Source organism: Flavobacterium faecale (assembly GCF_003076455.1).
Classification (GTDB): domain Bacteria; phylum Bacteroidota; class Bacteroidia; order Flavobacteriales; family Flavobacteriaceae; genus Flavobacterium; species Flavobacterium faecale.
In genome coordinates this window covers 2,549,363-2,570,830 of the sequence record NZ_CP020918.1, presented here as the reverse complement: position 1 = coordinate 2,570,830, position 21,468 = coordinate 2,549,363, and the positions used below count along the sequence as shown (strand labels likewise).

Annotated in this window: 17 protein-coding genes; 6 read left to right on the top strand and 11 right to left on the bottom strand. The window is 34.6% G+C overall.

The window, feature by feature from the left end:
• Positions 1-452: 452 nt before the first annotated feature.
• The 8 genes from FFWV33_RS11080 to pyrR all read right to left on the bottom strand — a co-directional run bounded on the left by FFWV33_RS11080 (position 453) and on the right by pyrR (position 6,981).
• Positions 453-968, bottom strand: coding sequence for a CAP domain-containing protein (locus FFWV33_RS11080; protein WP_108740955.1), 516 nt, complete (start codon positions 966-968; stop codon positions 453-455).
• A gap of 504 nt (positions 969-1,472) precedes the next feature.
• The gene (locus FFWV33_RS11075; protein ID WP_108740954.1) at positions 1,473-1,988 is read right to left on the bottom strand and encodes a CAP domain-containing protein; all 516 of its coding nucleotides are present in this window, start codon (positions 1,986-1,988) and stop codon (positions 1,473-1,475) included.
• Positions 1,989-2,587: 599 nt separating this feature from the next.
• Complete coding sequence (locus FFWV33_RS11070; RefSeq protein ID WP_108740953.1) at positions 2,588-3,106, bottom strand: CAP domain-containing protein; 519 nt, start codon at positions 3,104-3,106, stop codon at positions 2,588-2,590.
• A gap of 288 nt (positions 3,107-3,394) precedes the next feature.
• Complete coding sequence (pdxH, locus tag FFWV33_RS11065) at positions 3,395-4,051, bottom strand: pyridoxamine 5'-phosphate oxidase (protein WP_108740952.1); 657 nt, start codon at positions 4,049-4,051, stop codon at positions 3,395-3,397.
• Between the two features lie 62 nt (positions 4,052-4,113).
• Complete coding sequence (locus FFWV33_RS11060) at positions 4,114-5,019, bottom strand: ribonuclease Z (protein WP_108740951.1); 906 nt, start codon at positions 5,017-5,019, stop codon at positions 4,114-4,116.
• Between the two features lie 88 nt (positions 5,020-5,107).
• A complete protein-coding gene (locus FFWV33_RS11055; RefSeq protein ID WP_108740950.1) occupies positions 5,108-5,440 on the bottom strand; it encodes a ribonuclease Z in 333 nt (110 codons plus the stop codon).
• 35 nt (positions 5,441-5,475) lie between these two features.
• Entirely contained in the window at positions 5,476-6,402 is a 927-nt protein-coding gene (locus FFWV33_RS11050; protein WP_108740949.1) for an aspartate carbamoyltransferase catalytic subunit, read from the bottom strand.
• Positions 6,403-6,441: 39 nt separating this feature from the next.
• Positions 6,442-6,981, bottom strand: coding sequence for a bifunctional pyr operon transcriptional regulator/uracil phosphoribosyltransferase PyrR (pyrR, locus tag FFWV33_RS11045; protein ID WP_108740948.1), 540 nt, complete (start codon positions 6,979-6,981; stop codon positions 6,442-6,444).
• A 197-nt stretch (positions 6,982-7,178) separates the two neighbouring features.
• Here pyrR and FFWV33_RS19385 point away from each other — a divergent pair, with 197 nt between their 5' ends.
• Positions 7,179-7,352, top strand: coding sequence for a hypothetical protein (locus tag FFWV33_RS19385; protein ID WP_170111548.1), 174 nt, complete (start codon positions 7,179-7,181; stop codon positions 7,350-7,352).
• A gap of 65 nt (positions 7,353-7,417) precedes the next feature.
• On the opposite strand, the gene FFWV33_RS11040 is transcribed toward FFWV33_RS19385, so the two are convergent.
• On the bottom strand, positions 7,418-9,034 hold the full coding sequence (locus FFWV33_RS11040) for an ABC-F family ATP-binding cassette domain-containing protein (RefSeq protein WP_108740947.1): 1,617 nt from the start codon (positions 9,032-9,034) through the stop codon (positions 7,418-7,420).
• Between the two features lie 406 nt (positions 9,035-9,440).
• Here FFWV33_RS11040 and FFWV33_RS11035 point away from each other — a divergent pair, with 406 nt between their 5' ends.
• The gene (locus FFWV33_RS11035) at positions 9,441-10,403 is read left to right on the top strand and encodes an IS30 family transposase (protein WP_108739654.1); all 963 of its coding nucleotides are present in this window, start codon (positions 9,441-9,443) and stop codon (positions 10,401-10,403) included.
• Positions 10,404-10,638: 235 nt separating this feature from the next.
• Here the strand turns inward: FFWV33_RS11035 and FFWV33_RS11030 are convergent, their stop codons facing one another.
• Entirely contained in the window at positions 10,639-11,943 is a 1,305-nt protein-coding gene (locus FFWV33_RS11030; RefSeq protein ID WP_245891490.1) for a DUF3095 domain-containing protein, read from the bottom strand.
• 198 nt (positions 11,944-12,141) lie between these two features.
• Here FFWV33_RS11030 and FFWV33_RS11025 point away from each other — a divergent pair, with 198 nt between their 5' ends.
• Together FFWV33_RS11025 and FFWV33_RS11020 are read left to right on the top strand one after the other, a co-directional pair.
• Positions 12,142-12,354, top strand: coding sequence for an SdpI family protein (locus FFWV33_RS11025; protein WP_245891488.1), 213 nt, complete (start codon positions 12,142-12,144; stop codon positions 12,352-12,354).
• Between the two features lie 234 nt (positions 12,355-12,588).
• Positions 12,589-14,682 (top strand): outer membrane beta-barrel family protein, encoded by a 2,094-nt coding sequence (locus FFWV33_RS11020; RefSeq protein ID WP_108740945.1) that lies wholly within the window; start codon positions 12,589-12,591, stop codon positions 14,680-14,682.
• A gap of 81 nt (positions 14,683-14,763) precedes the next feature.
• Here the strand turns inward: FFWV33_RS11020 and FFWV33_RS11015 are convergent, their stop codons facing one another.
• Positions 14,764-16,542 carry an OmpA family protein gene (locus FFWV33_RS11015; protein WP_211316254.1) on the bottom strand — a complete coding sequence of 593 codons (1,779 nt, stop codon included), beginning with the start codon at positions 16,540-16,542 and terminating at the stop codon, positions 14,764-14,766.
• Between the two features lie 402 nt (positions 16,543-16,944).
• Between FFWV33_RS11015 and FFWV33_RS11010 the strand changes: the two genes are divergently transcribed.
• Both FFWV33_RS11010 and FFWV33_RS11005 read left to right on the top strand, forming a co-directional pair.
• The gene (locus FFWV33_RS11010; RefSeq protein WP_108740943.1) at positions 16,945-17,382 is read left to right on the top strand and encodes a response regulator; all 438 of its coding nucleotides are present in this window, start codon (positions 16,945-16,947) and stop codon (positions 17,380-17,382) included.
• An 18-nt stretch (positions 17,383-17,400) separates the two neighbouring features.
• The gene (locus FFWV33_RS11005) at positions 17,401-21,366 is read left to right on the top strand and encodes a PAS domain-containing sensor histidine kinase (protein ID WP_108740942.1); all 3,966 of its coding nucleotides are present in this window, start codon (positions 17,401-17,403) and stop codon (positions 21,364-21,366) included.
• Positions 21,367-21,468 lie beyond the last annotated feature (102 nt).

The window sequence follows — 21,468 nt, the reverse complement described above, 5'->3', positions numbered from 1 at the left end:
TAGGTTCAAATCCTACTCTCCCCACATAAAAAGTTAAGCCTGCAAATCCAACGATTTGCAGGCTTTTTTTATTTTATAATGTAAAGTATGTCAGAACCCCGAACTTGATCAGGCTGTTTACTTTTAACTATAGAATTTTGTTTTGCTTTTTTCGAAAGTGACAATTTAATTTGGTTGATATGTCATAACACATATTGGTTCAACTGATATAGGAGCTAGTCTACGTTGATTAAATGATTTATCGTTACTACCTACAGTAATTGGAAATAGTTTTTATTGTCTAATCTATGTATGAAATTTCAAGTAGTCCTATTTTCGTAAAGTAGAATTAGATTCTATCAAAAATAATATGTATCGAGTTGACTATAAAGCATAAAAAAAGGTTGACAAATCAAACTACTTTGTCAACCTTTTAAACAAAAACAACTTTATTACCAATTAATTAAACTCCATTATATTTTAGCAAAAATATTTGTGAAATATTTTTTCCCCGTTACAGGATCTGCTTTTATAGCGATTCCGAAATGAGTGAAATCTCCAACGATATTTTCTTTATGCCCTGGACTATTGATCCAAGCTTTTACTACTGCTTCTGGTGTGTTAAAATTATAAGCTACATTTTCCCCTACTCTTTTAGCACTCAAAACTTTTACGATATCTTCTGAACGAGCTACAAAATTATTATGATTAACTACATTATTTTCGATCATATAATCATCATGCTCCTCTGATTTTACTGAGATATGATTTATTTTTTCTAAAGGATTCAATCCTACACTTACACGATATTCGTTTATCAAAGCCATTGTTGCCAACTCAGTATCATTATACGTATAATTAACTACTTTGGCTGTTGCTGCAGGCGTTGTGATAGCAGAATCTACTATCTCTGAATTATCAGACGAACAAGAGTTCATTGTGAAAACGGCTGCGGCTAATAATGCGATGCGAAGGATAGAATTTTTCATAATAAGTAGTTTAAGTTTAAAGTAGATGTGGGGCAAAAACTTTAATGATTAATGTTCCTTTTTTGATATATAAAAGATATACACAAACACGACTAAAAACACTATTTTATAGATAAACTACATGTTTTTTTCTTTATGTTAGTATATTTCTTATTTAAAAATAGGTGATTGCATTCGGAAATTAAATTTTCTGGTTGTCTACAGGTGGTTATACCTCCATTTTTATCTATCGACATAAAACAGAAAAAGGTTCTAACACTGGAACCTCTTTATTTGACTGAATGTAATCGAAACTATAAGAGAGGTTGGCTATACCGCAATCTTCCTTATTTATAAAGAGTAAGGAATGTTGTTAGTAATCCTATTTTCGGAAAGTAAAATTTGATTCTATCAAAAATACTATGTATCGAGTTAACGATAACGCATAAAAAAAGGTTGACAAATCAAACTACTTTGTCAACCTTTTAAACAAAAACAACTTTATTACCAATTAATTAAACTCCATTATATTTTAGCAAAAATATTTGTGAAATATTTTTTCCCCGTCACAGGATCTGCTTTTATTGCGATTCCGAAATGTGTATAATCGCCAACTATATTTTCTTTGTGCGCTGGACTATTAATCCACGCTTGTACAACTGATTCTGGTGTGTTAAAGTTATACGCTACATTCTCTCCCACTTTCTTTGCATTGTACGCATCTATAATACTTTCGCAACGAGCAGCAAAATCATTATGATTAACTACATTATATTCGATCATATACTCATCATGCTCTTCTGATTTTACCGAGATATAATTTATTTTTTCTAAAGTATTCAATCCTACACTTACACGATATTCGTTTATCAAAGCCATAGTTGCCAACTCAGTATCACTATAGGTATAGTTAACTGTTTTAGCTGCTGCTGCATTTGTTGTGATAGCAGAATCCACTATCTCTGAATTATCAGACGAACAAGAGTTCATTGTGAAAACGGCTGTGGCTAATAATGCGATGCGAAGTATAGAATTTTTCATAATAAGTAGTTTAAGTTTAAAGTAGATGTGGGGCAAAAACTTTAATGATTAGTGTTCCTTTTTTGATATATCAAAGATACACATAAACACGACTAAAAACACTATTTTATCGATAAACTACATGTTTTTTATTTATCAATAATCTATTTCTTATTTTAAAACCTAGTTATTGTCATTTTTAAGGTAAATATGATAATGCAGAAGGTTACTTAACAGGAAACCTAATAGTTAGCATCTCAATAATTTGAAAATAACTACAATCATGTTTATTAATAGTGACAGGTGTCGCAATTAATTCTTTACCTTATAGCTGTAAAAGACTATCTAGAGCTTGTAGAATAAGTAGCGTCTTATAATTTTACAACAGTAGCCATTCAACATATGATAAGCAGCGTTTATTAATTTATCGCTAACGAAAGGTCTCTTTGGCCTATACAAAGTTAATCTTCCACCCTCTTTATATGTGCTATTCCTAAGTGGTATAAGAACGGTTACTATTGAAACTTTGTAGAAACGATAAAAGGTTGACAAAGTCTTACGACCTTATCAACCTTTATCCAGAATCTAAAAAATACACTTCAATTAATAAACCCGATTGTTTATATCTTTGCAAAAATATTAGTAAAATACTTTTTACCTGTAACAGGATCTGCTTTTATTGCTATACCGAAATGTGTAAAATCACCTTCGATGTTTTCTTTATGTGTAGGACTATTTAGCCAAGCCTTAACTACTGATTCAGGAGTAACAAAATTGTATGCAATGTTTTCACCTACTCTTCTCGCTCCTAAAACTTTAATAATGTCTTCTGATCTTTCGACAAAGTTATTATGATTCACAACATTATTAGTGATCATGTACTCATCATGCTCTTCTGATTTTACCGAAATATGATTAATTTTTTCTAAAGCATTCAACCCTACGCTTAAACGGTAGTCGTTGATTAAGGCCATTGTTGCCAACTCAGTATCGCTGTAATTGTAGGTTACATCTTTTGCTGTTAATGAAACTGTTGATGTGTTGTTTGAGTTTGCTACCTCTGCAGTATCTGAGGAGCAGGAATTCATTGAAAAAAGTACTGTTGCTAGTAGGGCAACTCTAAGTAAATTTAATTTCATAATCTAGTAGTTTAAGTTTAAAGCAGATGTGGGGCAAATCCTTTAAAATGTTTTTGTTTTTGTTATTTCAAACTTACATAAAACAACGTTTAAAAACCTAATTTACTCGATTAAATACGTTAAATAAATAATAAAAAACGTTATTTCTTACACATGAGTAATTTTTACCAGAAAATAGTAAAAAAAACACTTACAACCTTAGATTACATGGTCATACCTTTTACAGCAAAAAAAAGCTATTTCAAAAAATTGAAATAGCCATTTTATAAAAATTACGAAGCACCTATTTTAGGGTGCCATACGTTCAACTTTCCAATTGAAATCGTCCTGAATGCTATAGCGTATACGGTCGTGCAAACGATTGGGTCTACCTTGCCAAAACTCTACCTCAACAGGTGTAACTATAAATCCTCCCCAGTGTTCGGGACGCGGTATCTCTTTTCCTTCAAATGCTGATTCTAAACTTTCTAATGCTGATTCTAAAAAAGCTCGTGACGGAATCACTTCACTTTGGTTGGATACCATAGCGCCCAATTTACTGCCATCTGGTCGTGAGTCAAAATAATTATCAGAAACTTGCGCGCTTACTTTACTCGCAATCCCTTTTATAATTACCTGACGCTCCATAGCATGCCAAAAGAAAGACAAACAAACTTTTGGATGTTCTAGTATTGCTTTTCCTTTTTCTGAGTTGTAATTGGTATAGAAAACAAATCCTTCTTCTGAAAACTTTTTCAAAAGTACCACTCTAGATTTCGGGAAACCATCCAGACCATAAGTGGAAACTGTCATAGCGTTAACCTCAACTCCTGCAGCTTTGCTACCTTCAAAATCTTCGGTCTCATGAAACCATTTGTTGAATAAATTGATAGGATCCTCCGGTATAGAAGTTTCTAATAATTCACTCTTCTCATAAGACTTTCTGTAATTACTTAAATCATTCATAAGTGCTACTTTTATAATTTACAATCGAATTTCTTAAAAATCGAATTTGATTGTATGATTGATTAAAATTCAAATTGTTTGCCATCATCACCCAAAACTACGTTATCAAAAACAGTTTTTGCTTCTTTTTGAAAAAGATCTATAGACTCATATCGGGTGGAATAATGTCCTAGAATCAATTTCTTTACATTTGCTTTTTTCGCTATGGTCGCCGCTTCTATTGCTGTAGAATGCATCGTTTTTTGAGCCAATGCTTTCTCTGATTCCAAAAATGTGGCTTCATGATACAATACATCTACGCCTTCAATAATCGGAAGAATCGCTTCATTATAGCGTGTGTCCGAACAAAAAGCATATTGCATGGTTGGATCAGGGTCGAAAGTTAGTTTGTCATTCGAAACCACTTCTCCCGAATCCAAGGTGATATCTTTTCCGTTTTTTATATTTTGATAATAACATTTTTCAATTCCGTACCGCTCCACAATCGATAAGTTTAACTTGCGACTCTCTATTTTTTCTTCGAATAGAAAACCGTTGGTATACACACGATGTTGTAACGGAATCGTTTTGACAATAACCTTGTCGTCCTCAAAAATAATTTCGCTCTCTAGTGACTCCAATTCATGAAAATACAAATTGTAATTGGTGTACGAATTGGACAACTTTAATTGTAGTAACGAAATTTCTTTAATTCCTTTTGGCCCGTGTACATGTAGGTCTGTGGTCCTACCCAAAAGACTAAAGGTCGAAATTAAGCCAATTAAGCCAAAAAAATGATCACCATGCAAATGGGAAATAAAAACATGATTGATTTTTGAAAACTTTATTTTATTCTTTCGCAATTGTACCTGCGTACCCTCTCCGCAATCAATTAAAAAAAGTCGGTTTTTAATCTCTAGAACCTGCGCAGTTGGATTGGTAAATGTGCGGGGTGTAGCTGCATAACACCCTAATATCGTTAGTTTCAAACTGTGTTTGATTAAGTAGTTATGTGTTTAAAATATGCTAAAGAAAACCAAGCGATTATACTTTTAAACCAATAAACAATTAAACTTTTTAAAATCCTAAATCTCTTTCGATCTCTTCCATACTTATAATATCGTTTGCCTCTAGCAGGGTAGGAACTACAGTCAGTTTAGTCGAAACGGCATTATAATCAACGGCATCAGCTACGATTACAAACGATTTTTTTGCTTTTTTGTGCTGCGTAGATAATGGTAATAATTGTTTCACGTCGTCAATGTTAACTGCTTTATTTGGCAAAAGATCAATAATAAGGTTGTGATCTTCATAACTCTTGTATTGGTTTGTTACTTTGGTCAAAAATGAGTTAAAATCGCCTTGAGTATCTTTTATAGTAATAGTATTTCCTTTTTGATCTACTTTCATCTTATTGGTTTTTTGGTTTATAGAAACGCTATTTATTATTGAATTTTTGACGCAAGTAAATAAATGACTGCCATTCGAACAGCAACACCATTTTCAACCTGATTCAAAATCACCGATTGCTGTGAGTCCGCTACGTCTGAGGTAATCTCTACACCTCTATTAATTGGACCAGGATGCATGATTACAATTTCTTTGTCTAGTGAGTCTAGCAAGGCTTTGTCTACTCCGTACTGCTGCGCATATTCGCGCGTTGACGGAAAAAAGTTCACATCCATACGCTCATTTTGTACGCGTAGCATATTAGCAACATCACACCATTCTAGGGCTTTTCTCAAATTGGGCTCAACCGTTACGCCTAGTGATTCAATATGTTTAGGAATTAAGGTCTTTGGCCCACAAACTTTTACTTCTGCACCTTGCATTTGCAAAGCATATATATTTGACAATGCTACGCGTGAGTGCAAAATATCACCCACTATGACCACTTTTTTACCAGCTACGTCGCCAAGTTTTTCTCGTATAGAGTAACTATCAAGCAAGGCTTGTGTAGGATGCTCGTGTGCGCCATCACCTGCATTTACGATACTCGCCTTTACGTTTTTGGACAAAAAGTAAGCCGCTCCAGGTGTAGCGTGTCGCATTACAACCATATCTACCTTCATAGACAATATGTTGTTTACGGTATCAATAAGTGTTTCTCCTTTTTTTACAGAGGATTGTGCCGCCGAAAAACTAATTACATCGGCAGACAAACGCTTTTGTGCTAACTCAAATGAAAGTTTGGTTCGTGTACTGTTTTCAAAAAATATATTGGCAATCGTTATGTCTCTTAATGAAGGTACCTTCTTAATTGGACGATTGATAACTTCTTTAAAATGATCGGCTGTTTCAAATATTAGATCAATATCATTCTTAGTAATGTACTTGATGCCTAATAAATGATTTACGCTTAATTCTTTCATTTTGATTTGCTTAAATTATGAGTTTATAATCGTTATGACTTAGTTTGTAATCAAACAAACAGAGTCTTCACCATCATTTTCCTCCCAGTTTACTTTTACTCTTTCTTCATTTATAGCATCTACTTGTCGCCCACGGTAATCGGGTTGAATAGGCAGATTACGACTAAAACGTCTATCAATAAGTACCAACAATTCAATTTCTGATGGACGCCCAAAACTCTGAATCGCAGTCAGTGCTGCACGTATGCTCCTGCCTGAGTACAAAACATCATCAATAAAGATGACTTTTTTGTTTTCGACTATAAAATTGATTTTGGTTTTATTGGCTTCTAGCGGTTTATCTGTTCTTCGAAAATCATCTCTAAAAAACGTAATATCCAAATACCCCAACTGAATCTCTGGCGTATGGTATTCTTTTTCTAACAATGTTTTTAGACGTTCAGCCAAATAAGTACCTCTAGGCTGAATACCGACCAATATAGTATCCGAAAAATCCAAATGATTTTCAATGAGTTGACAAGCCAAACGATGCAGAATGATATTGACTTCCTTCGAAGTGAGCAATACTTTTTGAGTCATAGTAATAGTAGTGTTTGTAACGCAAATATACAAAATAGGATTTAGGTAGAAACATTAAACAACTCATCGGCTCATAAATCTTTTGCACATTGGGCAAAACTTGTAATCTCATAACTTTCAACAAAAATTCTGTAACCGCAAATGCGGATGATGGGAGTACTTTTATAAAAAAATAAAAACCTCAAAAAACACATATCATGAAAAATTTTCCAGTAAAAATCGCAACTCTTTTTGTAATCCTTTCTCTTTTCACAAGCTGTGAAGCAATCGGTAGTATATTTAAAGCCGGAATGGGCTTCGGAATCTTTCTAGTCGTTGCTGTAATCATTTTAGGCCTTTGGTTGGTGAGTAAAATGTTCGGTAAAAAATAATCCATCGCACAAAAAAGCCCTAAGCTAGTTGCTTAGGGCTATATAGTGTAAAATAATATTTAAAATTAAGAGTACATCTTCACTCTCAATTCTTGTACTTTTTCATCGTCAAGGTATTCGTCAAACGTCATGTAGCGATCAATTGCTCCTTTTGGAGTCAATTCTACAATTCTATTTCCAACCGTTTGTGCAAACTCGTGGTCATGAGTTGTAAACAAAATCGAACCTTTGTAGTTTTTCAACGAGTTATTAAATGCTGTAATCGACTCCAAATCCAAATGGTTTGTAGGTTCATCAAGCATCAATACATTGGCACGCTCCATCATCATACGTGATAGCATACAACGTACTTTCTCTCCTCCAGACAATACACGACTTGTTTTCAAAGCTTCTTCTCCAGAGAAAATCATTTTCCCCAAAAATCCTCTAATATACACCTCATCACGCTCTTCTTCTGTTTTTGCCCATTGGCGCAACCAATCTACAAGAGTATAATCATTCTCAAAAAATTCGTGATTCTCACCCGGTAAATACGCTTGGTTCGTTGTTACACCCCAATCATAAGTTCCTGCATCTGCTTTTTGATTGTTGTTCAAAATTTGGTAAAAAGCAGTAGTCGCTCTCGAGTCTTTCGAGAAAACAACCACCTTGTCTCCCTTAGCCATATTCAAATCTATACCTTCAAAAAGTATGTCTCCATCTACAACTGCTTTCAATCCTTGCACGTTCAAAATTTGATCACCGGCCTCACGGTCTTGGTCAAAAATAATCGCAGGATAACGACGGCTAGAAGGTTTAATTTCAGAAATATTCAATTTCGAAATCATTTTTTTACGAGAAGTCGCTTGCTTAGACTTCGCCACATTCGCACTAAAACGACGAATAAACTCTTCCAATTCTTGTTTCTTCTCCTCTGCTTTTTTGTTTTGTTGCGCACGTTGCTTAGCCGCTAGTTGGCTAGACTCGTACCAAAATGTATAGTTTCCAGAGTAATGATTGATTTTACTAAAATCAATATCAGATATATGTGTACAAACCGCATCCAAAAAGTGACGGTCATGCGATACTACAATTACAGTATTCTCATAGTTTGCCAAAAAATTCTCTAACCACGAAATGGTCTCAAAATCCAAATCATTGGTCGGCTCATCCATAATAAGTAAATCAGGATTTCCAAACAAAGCCTGCGCCAAAAGTACACGTACTTTAATTTTTCCTTCCAAGTCACCCATCAATGTATAGTGATTATCCTCAGTTATCCCAAGGTTAGACAACATTGCAGCAGCATCAGAGTCGGCATTCCAACCGTTCATCTCTTCAAATTGAACTTGCAACTCCCCTATTCTATCGGCATTTTTGTCGTTGTAATCTAGGTACAACTCATCCATTTCTTTTTTAACAGCATACAAAATCTTGTTTCCCATCAATACCGTATCCAGTACTGTATGTTCATCAAACATATTGTGATTTTGGTTCAAAACCGACATCCTTTTCCCTGGTTCCAAATGAACGTGACCAGAAGTAGGGTCCATTTCGCCTGCAATAATTTTCAAAAAAGTAGATTTTCCAGCACCATTGGCACCAATCACCCCATAAATATTACCGTGTGTAAAAGTGGTGTTCACCTCATCAAACAAAATACGTTTTCCAAACTGAACCGATAAATTATTAACTGTTAACATGAATGTTCTTTATTTATAAAATTTCGGCAAAAGTACAAAATTTTCCCGACATCTCAGAATCAACCACAAAGGATTTAAGAACAACTTTTTACCAAAAACATGATTACTACTTTGGGCGTGCCAGCAATAAGAAAAGTGGCTTATTTCACTTTGGCTTCACAAAGCCCCTTTCCTTATTCCTGTCGGGCTTTCGGTGCTACTTCGGTAGCTTACCTCTATCCCTCACGCAAGAGATTGCGAAGAGGTGGGTATTTTAAATTACTTAGATTCAAGTGATAAATGCAACACTCCTTATTTGTTTAAATAAAGCCTACTGATAAGTCTTGAAGATCTAGATCTTCAAGACTTATCAGTAGGCTACGAAAAAAATTTCTCTTATTTTTGGGTTACTAAGCACAAAAAAAAGATGTCACATTTAACGATTGAACAAAGATACGAAATTGCTACACTTCGTTCACAAGGATTTTCAATGAGTAAAATTGGAGGGTTTATAGGTAGAGATAAATCTGTAATTTCAAGAGAGCTATCCAGAAATTCCGATCAAAGAAATAATGTTTATAAAGCTAAATTAGCCCAAAGTAAGGCCAGTATTCGACAGCATGAAAAAGCTAAGAAAATACGCTTTACTGAACAGATAAAAGCACGTGTTATTCATCTTTTAGAAGAAGATTTCAGTCCTGAACAAATAGTAGGATATTGCAGTGATAAAAACTTTGAATGTGTTTCGATTGAAACAATTTATCAATTCATTTGGAGCGACAAAAAGAAAGGCGGACAACATTATAAGCACCTACGCACAAAAGGAAAGCGATATGCTAAAAGAGGGGCTTTAAAAGGCTCAAGAGGTATTATTAAAGATAGAGTTGGTATTGAAAACAGGCCGTTGGTTGTAGAAGAAAAGCAAAGAATTGGGGATTTAGAAATTGATTTGGTAATAGGTAAAAATCACAAAGGAGCTTTGTTAACAATAAATGACAGAGCATCAGGTGTGCTTAAAATGGCTAAAATAAACAGTAAGGAATCACAAGAAATTCAGGAGAAATTAATTGAATTATTAATGGATTGGAAGCCCATTTTGCACACCATTACATCTGATAATGGGAAAGAGTTCGCTAACCATAAAAAAGTATCTGAAATATTAGAAATCTCATACTTCTTTGCCAACCCATATTGTAGTTGGGAAAGAGGTGCTAATGAAAATTTAAATGGTTTAGTAAGACAATATTTTCCAAAAAAATATAACTTTGATTTAATAACAGAAGAAGAGGTTTTAAGAGTAACAAATAAATTAAATAACAGACCCAGAAAAAGATTTGGTTTTAAAAGTCCAAATGAAATTTTTGAGCAAAAACTTAAACAATGTGCATAAGGTTGCATTTGTTAATTGAATCCACCTTAGAAAATAATCATTTAAGGAAATTGAATGCATATTAGTAGCAATGTAAAACCAAACTAAATCAATTTTCAGATTAGGATGTGCTATGGATCAAATGTGAAGACTTCCATTTAATCCTTTCACAAATTACTTAACCATCACAAAATTAAATACATTGCCGAAAATAACCTTCTAAGCTTCCTTCAAGTAGTATTATTTAGTAGAATCTTTATTTCAAGTTCTTCATTTTTTCTTTAAACATAACGGCGGCACTAGTGTAGCCGCCTTCGGTACCATCAACAAAATGAATATGTTTTTTCTCTTTGTCTTCAATATAGCACGACATGATGGAAGCATGTGTAATATGTATGCCGTAGATAATTTTGTTTTTAGATTCTAAATTATCCAAAAGCATTTGCAAGCGACTAACTTGTTCTTCTGTGCCCGAAATTACAGTGTTCAAAAAACCGTCGAGCATAATGGTATCCGATAATTGCGTGACACGGAATTTATACAATTTGCCCGATTCGAAATATTTAAAATAAAAACTCCCAAACAAGGTCATGAGCCAATTACTAATCATGTAGCTCAATTGATAGTTGCCTATCTTAATTCGCATTTCGCGTTTGATATTTTCTAGGGAGGTATTTAATTTTAATTTCAGGGTCGAAATTGGGTTTCGTTTGTCCAATGAACCAAAAATAAAGTCTATCTCTCGCATGATCGTTCCGTACACCTGCGCCTGATTGCTTTCTTCGAGGCAATCGACCAACAAGCACACTACTTTTTTGTCAACTGTGTTGGGGTATATTTCATCCCAACGGCATTGCATTCCTTCCAAATTTAGTTTTGCATCTTCATTACCACGAAGAACTGAAGTATGAAATTGGTTTTTAATTACACTTTCGGCATACTTCAAACCATTTCCCAAAATAACGGGAGTCGTTAATAAATCATTTTGTTTGAGTTTGGTAATTTTTAAAGTTATTCCGTTCTTGTAAATTTGACCAACACCCATCTTCCCTACGCGCAGCTGTAAGTCAATGGTTTTAAAAATATGTTGACTATAAATGGTCAAAGCCGCCAAAACGGGTTCTAAAACCGCATTTGGCATCAAAAAAGTGGACCCATCACCTCCAAAAAAGTATGGAATTTTAATCCCTAACCCCATCCCTTTCAAGGTGTTCAAAACAGTAATAATGCTTCCTGTTGCTGTTCGGTTTACATCATTATGAAGACCACTAGCGACAGCCTGCGTCGAATTTTCGATATCCGTAACCACAACAGACCAATTTGCAGGTACGTCATAAAACAACTTATCGTTCTTTAACAATTCCGTTAACGGAATATTACTTTTCGAAATTCGTTTATAAAAATTCAAATCCTCTTCCATATAAACCTGACTACGTTGCTTTTTTGTTTTTAAAGGTAAGTTATACGCACAATATAAACTACTGCATTGTGCTTCTTCTTTCTCTTTCGAAAAAAAAGTCCAATGCATTTCAATCTTACCCGCGCTATTTACAGAAGGCATACTTTTTAATCGTAACCAAAAAATGTATACTTTTATATAAAAAACAACAATCAAAATTCATTCCCTTATGTTTGATAATCCATTACTTAATATCACCATTTTTGGCGGTGGACACTACTTGTTTTAATTGGAATCATTACTTTGGTTTTTCCTCCAAAAAAAATCAATTCCATGTATGGTTATCGAACAAGTAGCTCCATGAAAAACCAAGAAAGATGGACGTTTGCTCAATTGTATTCGTCCAAAGAATTGATAAAACTAGGATCGGTACTTGTCACTTGTTCATCATTGAATTTGGTTGCGACTTTTTCAAATGAAACCAACTTAACAATTGGTTTAAGCTTGCTGATTTTGATCGTAATTCTGTTATTTATTCGAGTAGAAAGCGCCATCAAACAAAAATTTAATTAGAATGAGCTGATGGTATTTTCAATAAAAGTTAGCATGTAGCATTTTCATCTTGTTACTTTGTTTGATCTATTTTGGCTAAAAATCAGATTGAGAACACACTATCGGCTTTAAATTAAAAAACTACAGTAAAAATCGTAGTAAATCTTTTCCTATATTTGCTCGCGAAGCCTTTCAATGGTCTTTTAAAAGGCTGTCGGATAGTTCGTTTATATCATTTGAAGCAATTATAACAATATGAAAAAACTTTTACTCGTATTTTTTATTTCAGGCGCACTTTATTCTCAAAACACCACCAAAAAAGATTCTGTTCAAACCACCAACCTAAAAGAGGTTGTTCTCGTGGTTAAAAAGAAAGCCATTGAACAAAAATCTGATCGAACGATTATTAACTTTTCTGATCAACCACAGCTTAATTCGGGTTCCTTACTCGAAGGGTTGAAGAAATTACCAGGATTAATTATCTCTGACGTAGCAGGGATGACTTACCAAGGCAAGCAGCTCGAGGTATACATGGACGGGCGACCTTTAAATATATATTCCAACGAATTGAATTCATACCTAGAAAGCTTACCAGCAAACTCTGTAGAAAAAATCGAAATTATCACACAACCCGGAGCGGAGTTTCCCGCTACCTCTGGTGGTGCAATCATCAACATCATCTCGTCTAGAACAGCCAAAAGATATATATCGGCTACCTACTCAAATGGTTATAGCTACACCAATTATGATAAATCTCGTCACCGTTTTAATAATAGTATCCTTCTTAATGCCAAAAACAGTTTGTTTGGATGGCAATTGCAAGCAGGACAAAACTACAGCGACGGATACCAACGTACCAAATTTTACAATCCGACAGATGTGCTATCGCAAAATGAAACCGACCGAATCAATCGGTTTTACTTTATTAAATCGGGACTTACATTTGATTTTGACAAAGATCGCTTATTAGTAAATTATGATTACAATACTAGTAATAACGCTGCTACTATTGGCGCCAACGGTTTGGGATTTGTAAGCTTGGATGATAGTGACACCAAACAAGTGCGCAATGAAGCTGTGGTTACCTACCAAAAGCGTTTTGCAAATCCGGCTACCAAACTTGATTTTCGATTGAATTACAACCAAAACCAAAATGATTTTCAATTGGCAGGAATTCCATCAGGTAACGTTTCGTTGCAAAATAGTTTCAACCAAAATTTTTATCAGTTCAAAACAGATTATTCGAAAGAGATAAAACTATTAGACGAAGGAAAATGGAGCGCTGGATTTTTGGCGGATAAACTTGACTTTAAAACCACTAGTTTTGACATTAACAACTTAGAATATAAGCGAAACACTACTGCAGCTTACACCCAATTGAGTACAAGTTTAAAGAAATTTGAATTTATAGTCGGCGGTCGTTTGGAATCGTATACCATCGAAGGCAAAACTGTAAGCAGTGATCTAACGCCTTTTAGCTTGACAAAGTTCTTTCCTAATGCTACGCTGCAATACAATATCATGTCAAAGGTTTTTATGAATGCCAATTACAATAAGAAAATAAGCTTGCCCAACACCTCAGCATTGAATCCAAACAACACTAACTATCAAAATCCAAATGTTTCTTTCTTTGGAAACCCTAATTTGTCACCCACTATTTATGATAATTATGAGGTTAAGATTAGTGCCTTTGATTACATGTTTATCAAATACTCTATAAGTGATGCTAGCAATGCAGTGGTCAATAGAATTGTATCCAATAATAATGGAGCAGCAAGTATTTCTACCAACATTCCGAAACTAACGGTACGCAATTTTAGCCTCGGATTACCGATACCGTATATGTTATTTTCGAAAGGGATAAAAGAAACTTTGAAATTTAATGTAAATCCAGATGAGCTCAACTTTCTATACGTATATGTAGGCAATCAAAAACACTTGTTGGAAGGCGTAGAATCAAAAGGGTTTTGGAATTTCAATTTCATGTCGCAAATCCAATTACCTCACAAAATTAAATTTACTGCAAACTACAATACCGCTACAACAGGTGGAAACTACCAATATTATAAAATGATAAAACCATTTAGCAAACAATTTGACCTTACTTTTTCGAAAAAGTTTATGGACAATGACTTATCAATTTCTATCTATGCCAATGATATTTTTAATACCAATAGGCAAGAGCTCGGTGCTATAGGTACCAACTTATTGTACGATAGTAAAAATGACACAAGACGCATAGGTCTGTCAATGAACTACAAAATCCCGACCCGAAATAAACTGGCAAAAGTGCAAGAGAACATGCTTAACAATGACAAAAATGAAGAGGACAGCTTGTTGAAAAAATAAGTTAGTATTCGTTTTTTACAAACCATAAAAAGGCTGCAAATCCATTGGACTGCAGCCTTTTTTTAATCTAAGTTAATCGTTTTAGTTACAAATTACTTTCATTTCTGTGCGTCTGTTCAATTGGTGCTGAGCTTCAGAGCATGATACTCCATCGGCGCATTTGTTTAATAATTGTGTCTCACCATATCCTTTTCCAGAGATTCTGTTTCTAGCTATCCCTTGCGAAACTACATAATCAACTGCCGCATTGGCTCTGTTTTGAGATAAAGTCAAATTGTATTCGTTTGATGATCTTGAATCAGTATGTGATAATACCTCTACTTTTAATGAAGGATTATCCAACATGAACTGCACCAAACGATTCAATTCTTTTTTAGCTTCTTCTTTAATTTCGAACTTATCCAAATCATAAAGAATGTTTTTCAATCCAATTGCTTTTCCACAATCTGCCTCTTCCATACAAACTTCAAGTTTTACAAATAAGGTAGTATTTCTGTCGTATTCTTTGGTTGCAATAGTTTCTGTTTGCGAAAAATAACTGTCTTTTTTCCCGTACACTTCATACATGCTATTTTTTGCAACATTAAAAATGAATTCACCATTATCATTTGTTACTGTATTCTTTTGTTCAGCAATCAATAAATTTTTAAGTTTCACAGACACATTAGCCAGTGGTTGAGCACTGTTACAAACTACTACTTTTCCTTTTAAGATAAAATTCAAATCAGTGTACAAAATAACTTTTTGCAAGGTTTCTTTAGCTTTAAATTCATTGGTAACCGTAGTACTACTTTCCATTTTGGTGTTGTACAACATTCCTTCAATCGTATAATTATCTGGTTTGATTTCGTTAAAAACAACCACTCCAAAATTATTAGTTTTACCTGACTGTACCACTTCGCCCTTGATGTTTTTTAAAACCACATCGGTATCTGGCAAAACTTCTTTGGTATATTTATCTCTTGCGGTAACTGCTAGTGCATAGGCGGGACAATCGTTACAAGTTTTCTCTTTTTTATTCGAAGCCAATTTTAAACTTAGTCCTGCAAAAACACCTAGAGATGAAATATCTCCTTTATCAGGTTCCATACGAACTACAGGTCCGTTTTTTGGATTTAAACTTGCAATTGTTTGGCCAACAGTATTTGTTCCAGTTGTAAAAGGATAATAACTTGATGAAATTCCTAAACTTGGATCAGTCAATTCAGATACATTAAAATGTCTCATGTAATACGCACCAGCATGCACACCTATGTACTCATTAAAAAAGTAGTTAACACGTACTTGCGCTTTACCAGTAACCACATTTTTCGCATCATAACCTGCATGAAAATTTAATAATTGACCTAGAGGAGCAATAGCGGTTGTAGTTTCTCTCAACTCGGTACGGCCACCTTTGATAGAACTAAGTCCTACTCTGGTATTAAGCTCATAAACCCATTTTCCATTTTTACTTTGCTGTTTAAAATCGGGTCCAATACCATAAAAGAATCGTTTTATTCCTTTTTCAGATAAATCAAAGGTGGTTAGAGGTATTCTATTTCCATCAATCAAACCTTGTGTTGGATAGGTACTCTCTGGTGTGTTTGAGATGTAATCAACATCTGCACCTATTCCGAACCATTTCCAGTAGTAATCTATTGACATTCCCACTTCCAGTCCACCGTTGTAGTCGATATATGGAGTATCATTCGAATAGAATGGATTATCATAACCTGCTCTTGCACTAATTTGAAAATAATTTTCATTTTTTAGTACTTCTTTTTTCACCAATGCTTTTGCTGTTTGTGCGGTTCCAAGTTGATAGAACATGCTTACAAGTAGTAACGAAATTAATTTGAAGAGATTTAAATTTTTCATAATGTTTGAGTTTTAAATTTATGTTTAATAAAGAACCACTGTTGTACTGTTTGATGTTGTTCTTAGTGGTTTACATCTTTATATCACTTCTTGTTCCCTATTGTTACCCCTATTTTATAAAAAAAATTAAAAAAAATCCACAACTACACTTAAACACCTATAAACAAATAGATTAACACCTAAAATAAAATACAAAAAACTGTAAATAAAAAATATCATAAACGATAATAGGAATCTAATGGCAGCAGATATTAATCTCTTACTGCATTCATTTTATAATTATCTTAGCAAAAAGAGAGTCTGTTTAATTTTAACTACATTTGAGGTCTTGTAGTAGCAGATTTAGCTATAGTTTTCCTAATAACTTTACCATGGCTATCCATAGTCATTAAAACCAATAAAATGATGCATAACCTTTTACTCGCAGATGATGATATGGACGATTGCTTATTTTTTCAAGAAGCAATGGAAGAGATCAGTACGACTATGCAGCTAACTACAGTGAATGACGGGGTGCAATTGATGAATTTTTTATCTTCGAATAAAAATCAACTTCCGGATATTATTTTCTTGGACCTAAATATGCCACGCAAATCGGGTATGGAATGTTTGACAGAAATTAAACTTGACAATTGCTTGAAACAACTTCCAATCGTAATCATCTCAACCTCAATGGATACTGACGTTATAAACAAATTGTACCTTGATGGAGCACATTACTACATCAGAAAACCAGGTGATTTTGCACTTTTGAAACAAGTAATTCAAGAAGCCACTACCCGATTATCAGATAATAAAACACAACAACCTGAACGTTCCAATTTTATAATTCAACCTTAAAATTATTACCCTTTACGTATGTTAAATGATCATAATACTTTCTTGCATGGAGGCGGTGAAATGGGCGAGCTTATACGCTCAAAAGACTGGAGTACAAACCCCTTAGGAACCCTAGATACTTGGCCACAAAGTCTTAGAACCACTCTTAGTATCGTATTAAATTCCAAATTCCCTATGTTTCTTTGGTGGGGACCAGAACTTATTAGTTTCTACAATGATGCTTATCGTCCTAGTTTAGGAAACGAGGGTAAACATCCGCACATACTTGGTGAACGAGCAGATGTAGCCTGGGCAGAAATTTGGCATATAATCAGTCCACTACTGCAACAAGTAAAGGAAGGAAGAGGTGCAACTTGGAATGAAAATCAGCTGATTCCTTTTTTTCGAAATAACAGAATCGAAGATATTTACTGGACCTACAGTTACAGCCCCGTTTATGATGAGGCAGAAGAAATTGCTGGTATATTAACTATTTGTACCGAAACAACTGATCAAGTGATCGCCTTTGACCAATTGCGAGCAAGCGAAGAACGTTTTAAAGCCATGGCAGACAACATTCCTAACTTGGCTTGGATGGCAAATCCAGACGGATCTGTATATTGGTATAATAAAAAATGGTATGAATATACAGGAACCAACTTGGAACAAATGCAAGGTTGGGGCTGGAAAGAAATTTATAAAGAAGAAACTTTACCAGATGTTATAAGTCAATGGCAAAATTCGTTAGAAAAAGGTAAACCCTTTGAAATGATTAGCGAGCTTAAAGGTACCGATGGAAAATTTAGACAATTCCTTACCCGAGCTTTACCAGTGCGTAATGAAGAGGGTAACATCGTCAACTGGTTTGGAACTAATACCGATATTACAGAGCAGAAAGCAGTTAAGGCAGCCTTAAAAGACAATCAAAATCAATTGGATTTTGCGCTAGATGCAGCTCGATTAGGAACTTTCGAATTTAATCCTTTCAATAATAACCTGGCCGTTAACGAACGACTTCGTCAATGGTTTGGATTGCCACTTAAAGCAAACTACGAATTAGATGAAGCAACCAATGCCATTATTGATAGTGACAGACCTAAGGTTATTGCTGCGATAGAAAAAGCATTTGATTATCAATCTGGTGGTGACTATAATATTGCATACAACATAATAAACCCAACTACCGGAGAAGAAATCACTTTACATGCCAAAGGAAGAGCATGGTTTAATGATGAAAAAATAGCATACCGTTTTAACGGAACCGTCGAAGATATTACTGAACAAACAGTTGCTAGAAAGCTCCTTGAAGAAAGTGAAAGCAACCTTAGACTAATGATTGTGCAGGCGCCAATAGCAATTGCCATCATGCGTGGTCCTGACTATGTTGTAGAGATTGCAAATAAAAACGCTCTAGAATTGTGGGGGAAAACAGAAGATGAAATCATGAACAAGTCGATTCTTCAAGTTATGCCCGAACTGCTATCGCAAGGAATTAAAGATTTATTAGATACTGTTGTACGCACAGGCGAACGCTTTGCGACTACTGAATTACCACTGAATTTTATTCGATTTGGAAAACCTGAGATTGTATATATCAATTTCTCATACGAGCCCTTGCTAGATATCAACGGAAATACAAACGGTATCATGGCTATTGGGTACGATGTTACCGAACAATTTTTGGCCCGTCAAAAGATAGAGAAAAGTGAAGAAAATCTTCGTAGTCTTGTCGAAAGTGCCCCTTTTCCTATTGGAGTTTATGAAGGCCGCGAAATGAGAGTTACTCTTGCGAACCAATCTATTATTGAAACTTGGGGCAAAGGATTTGATATAATTGGAAAATTATATAAAGATGTACTACCTGAGCTTGCAAACACAGGAATCTACCAGCAACTAGATGATGTTTTCATGACCGGTATTGCGCATCATGCCAAGAACCAAAGAGTAGACCTTGAAAAAGATGGTATTTTGAAAGCACACTACTTCAACTATAGTTTTACTCCCGTTCGAAATCCAAACGGCCAGATTTATGGTGTAATGAATACCGCCGCAGAAGTAACAGAACTGCACGAAGCCAAACAAAAAGGAGAAGAAATCGAAAAACGATTTAGAGATGCTGTACAGCAAGCTCCTACTGCAATGGTTATTTTTAAAGGGAAGGATAATATTGTCGAAATGGCCAATACTTCTTATCTTGAACTAGTAGATCAAAAAGCAGAGGATTTTATTGGAAAGCCATTGTTTGATTCCCTCCCAGATGCGGAAGAAACCGTTGGTGCAATTACAAAAGATATTTATAAAACAGGAGAACCATTTTATGGCTATGAATTCCCAGTAACACTTACACGTTTCGGAAAAAAAGAGGTGAGCTATTTCAATTTTGTATACCATCCTCTGATTGAAAACAATGTAGTTACAGGGATTATTACCGTTGCAACAGAAGTAACCGCCACTGTAGTCGCCAAAAAAGAGATGCAGGATAACGAACAAAAACTTAATGTTATTATCGAGGCTAGTGAACTTGGAGTATGGGAATTAGACGTGCTTACAAATGAAACCATAATATCGCCTAGAGCCTTAGAAATTTTAGGCTTTAAAGGAAAAACATATGTTGATCGCGAAGAATTATTAAAATACATGCACCCTGAAGATCGAGCAAAGCGTGAAGCCGCATTTGTAACGGCATTTAAAACAGGTATTCTTCAATATGAAGTAAGATCGATAATTAATAATAAAATATATTGGCTTGAAGCCAAAGGAAGAGTTTTCTATGATGAGAATGCTACTCCTGTGCGTATGCTAGGAACACTACGCGATATCACAGAGGAGCGTGATTTTCAAAATCAATTACTAGAAAGAGAACAGAAGTTTAGACTCTTGGCTGATTCTATGCCACAGTTTATTTGGACAGCAGATCCTGAAGGTAATCTAAACTACTTCAATCAATCGGTTTATGATTTTTCAGGACATAGTGTAGACGATTTATTTACAAAAGGTTGGTTAGACATCGTACATTTAGATGATCGAGAAGAGAACGTACGCAAGTGGTTAGACTCTATCAACAATCAAAAAGACTTTTTAATTGAACACCGCTTCCGCAAAAGTGATGGTACTTATCGTTGGCAATTAAGTAGAGCAATCCCGCAACGAGATGCAGATGGAAAGATTACCATGTGGGTAGGAACAAGTACGGATATTCAAGATCAAAAAATGTTTACCAATGAATTGGAAAAACAAGTTTTGCAACGTACCAAAGAACTTAATTTGAAGAATGACGCATTAGAGAAAATGAACAAAGAGTTGCAATCTTTCGCGTATATTTCTAGTCATGATCTACAAGAACCATTGCGCAAAATTCAAATTTTTGCAACCTTGATCAATGAAAGAGAAGCCCATAATTTGTCTGAAAACGGAAAAGACAAATTTAGAAGGATGCAAAATGCAGCCAACAGGATGCAGAATCTAATTCAGGATCTTTTGGCCTATTCTAGAACGAGCATTCAAGAAATAAAATTCGAAAAAACAAAACTTTCTATTATTATTGATGAGGTAAAAGAAGATTTGAACGAAGAACTTTTACAAAAAGAAGCCATCATAACCGTTGATAATGATATTGACTTTACCGTTATTCACTTTCAGTTTAGGCAACTACTTTTTAATTTGATTAGCAATGCAATCAAATTTACACGAGAAAATGTTGCTCCACAAATTGCTATTCATTGCGAAGTGATTTCAGGAGAAACAATCTCTTATCCTGAACTTAATAAACAGACTAAATACTGTCATATTCAAGTAAAAGATAACGGAATAGGTTTTGAGGAAGAATACAACGAAAAGATATTTGAAGTCTTTCAGCGTCTTCACGGAAAAGAAAAGTTTCACGGTACCGGAATCGGGCTTGCCATTGTAAAGAAGATTGTCGAAAATCACAACGGACAAATTACAGCACACGGACTTCCAAACCAAGGAGCCACCTTTGATATTTATTTACCTATTAAAAAATAAAAATAACCGTCGCAGATGCAATTGTCTCTGCGACGGTTTCTTATAAAGTTTATTACCCAAATTACAGCATTTAGACCAAAATAATAAAGAGCGAAAACAAAA

Bases quoted from the DNA above. Each gene is read 5' to 3' on its own strand.
- FFWV33_RS11080 (WP_108740955.1), bottom strand. From the start codon at position 968: ATGAAAAATTCTATCCTTCGCATCGCATTATTAGCCGCAGCCGTTTTC.
- FFWV33_RS11075 (WP_108740954.1), bottom strand. From the start codon at position 1,988: ATGAAAAATTCTATACTTCGCATCGCATTATTAGCCACAGCCGTTTTC.
- FFWV33_RS11070 (WP_108740953.1), bottom strand. From the start codon at position 3,106: ATGAAATTAAATTTACTTAGAGTTGCCCTACTAGCAACAGTACTTTTT.
- pdxH (WP_108740952.1), bottom strand. From the start codon at position 4,051: ATGAATGATTTAAGTAATTACAGAAAGTCTTATGAGAAGAGTGAATTA.
- FFWV33_RS11055 (WP_108740950.1), bottom strand. From the start codon at position 5,440: ATGAAAGTAGATCAAAAAGGAAATACTATTACTATAAAAGATACTCAA.
- FFWV33_RS11050 (WP_108740949.1), bottom strand. From the start codon at position 6,402: ATGAAAGAATTAAGCGTAAATCATTTATTAGGCATCAAGTACATTACT.
- pyrR (WP_108740948.1), bottom strand. From the start codon at position 6,981: ATGACTCAAAAAGTATTGCTCACTTCGAAGGAAGTCAATATCATTCTG.
- FFWV33_RS19385 (WP_170111548.1), top strand. From the start codon at position 7,179: ATGAAAAATTTTCCAGTAAAAATCGCAACTCTTTTTGTAATCCTTTCT.
- FFWV33_RS11040 (WP_108740947.1), bottom strand. From the start codon at position 9,034: ATGTTAACAGTTAATAATTTATCGGTTCAGTTTGGAAAACGTATTTTG.
- FFWV33_RS11035 (WP_108739654.1), top strand. From the start codon at position 9,441: ATGTCACATTTAACGATTGAACAAAGATACGAAATTGCTACACTTCGT.
- FFWV33_RS11030 (WP_245891490.1), bottom strand. From the start codon at position 11,943: ATGCCTTCTGTAAATAGCGCGGGTAAGATTGAAATGCATTGGACTTTT.
- FFWV33_RS11025 (WP_245891488.1), top strand. From the start codon at position 12,142: ATGAAAAACCAAGAAAGATGGACGTTTGCTCAATTGTATTCGTCCAAA.
- FFWV33_RS11020 (WP_108740945.1), top strand. From the start codon at position 12,589: ATGAAAAAACTTTTACTCGTATTTTTTATTTCAGGCGCACTTTATTCT.
- FFWV33_RS11015 (WP_211316254.1), bottom strand. From the start codon at position 16,542: ATGAAAAATTTAAATCTCTTCAAATTAATTTCGTTACTACTTGTAAGC.
- FFWV33_RS11010 (WP_108740943.1), top strand. From the start codon at position 16,945: ATGATGCATAACCTTTTACTCGCAGATGATGATATGGACGATTGCTTA.
- FFWV33_RS11005 (WP_108740942.1), top strand. From the start codon at position 17,401: ATGTTAAATGATCATAATACTTTCTTGCATGGAGGCGGTGAAATGGGC.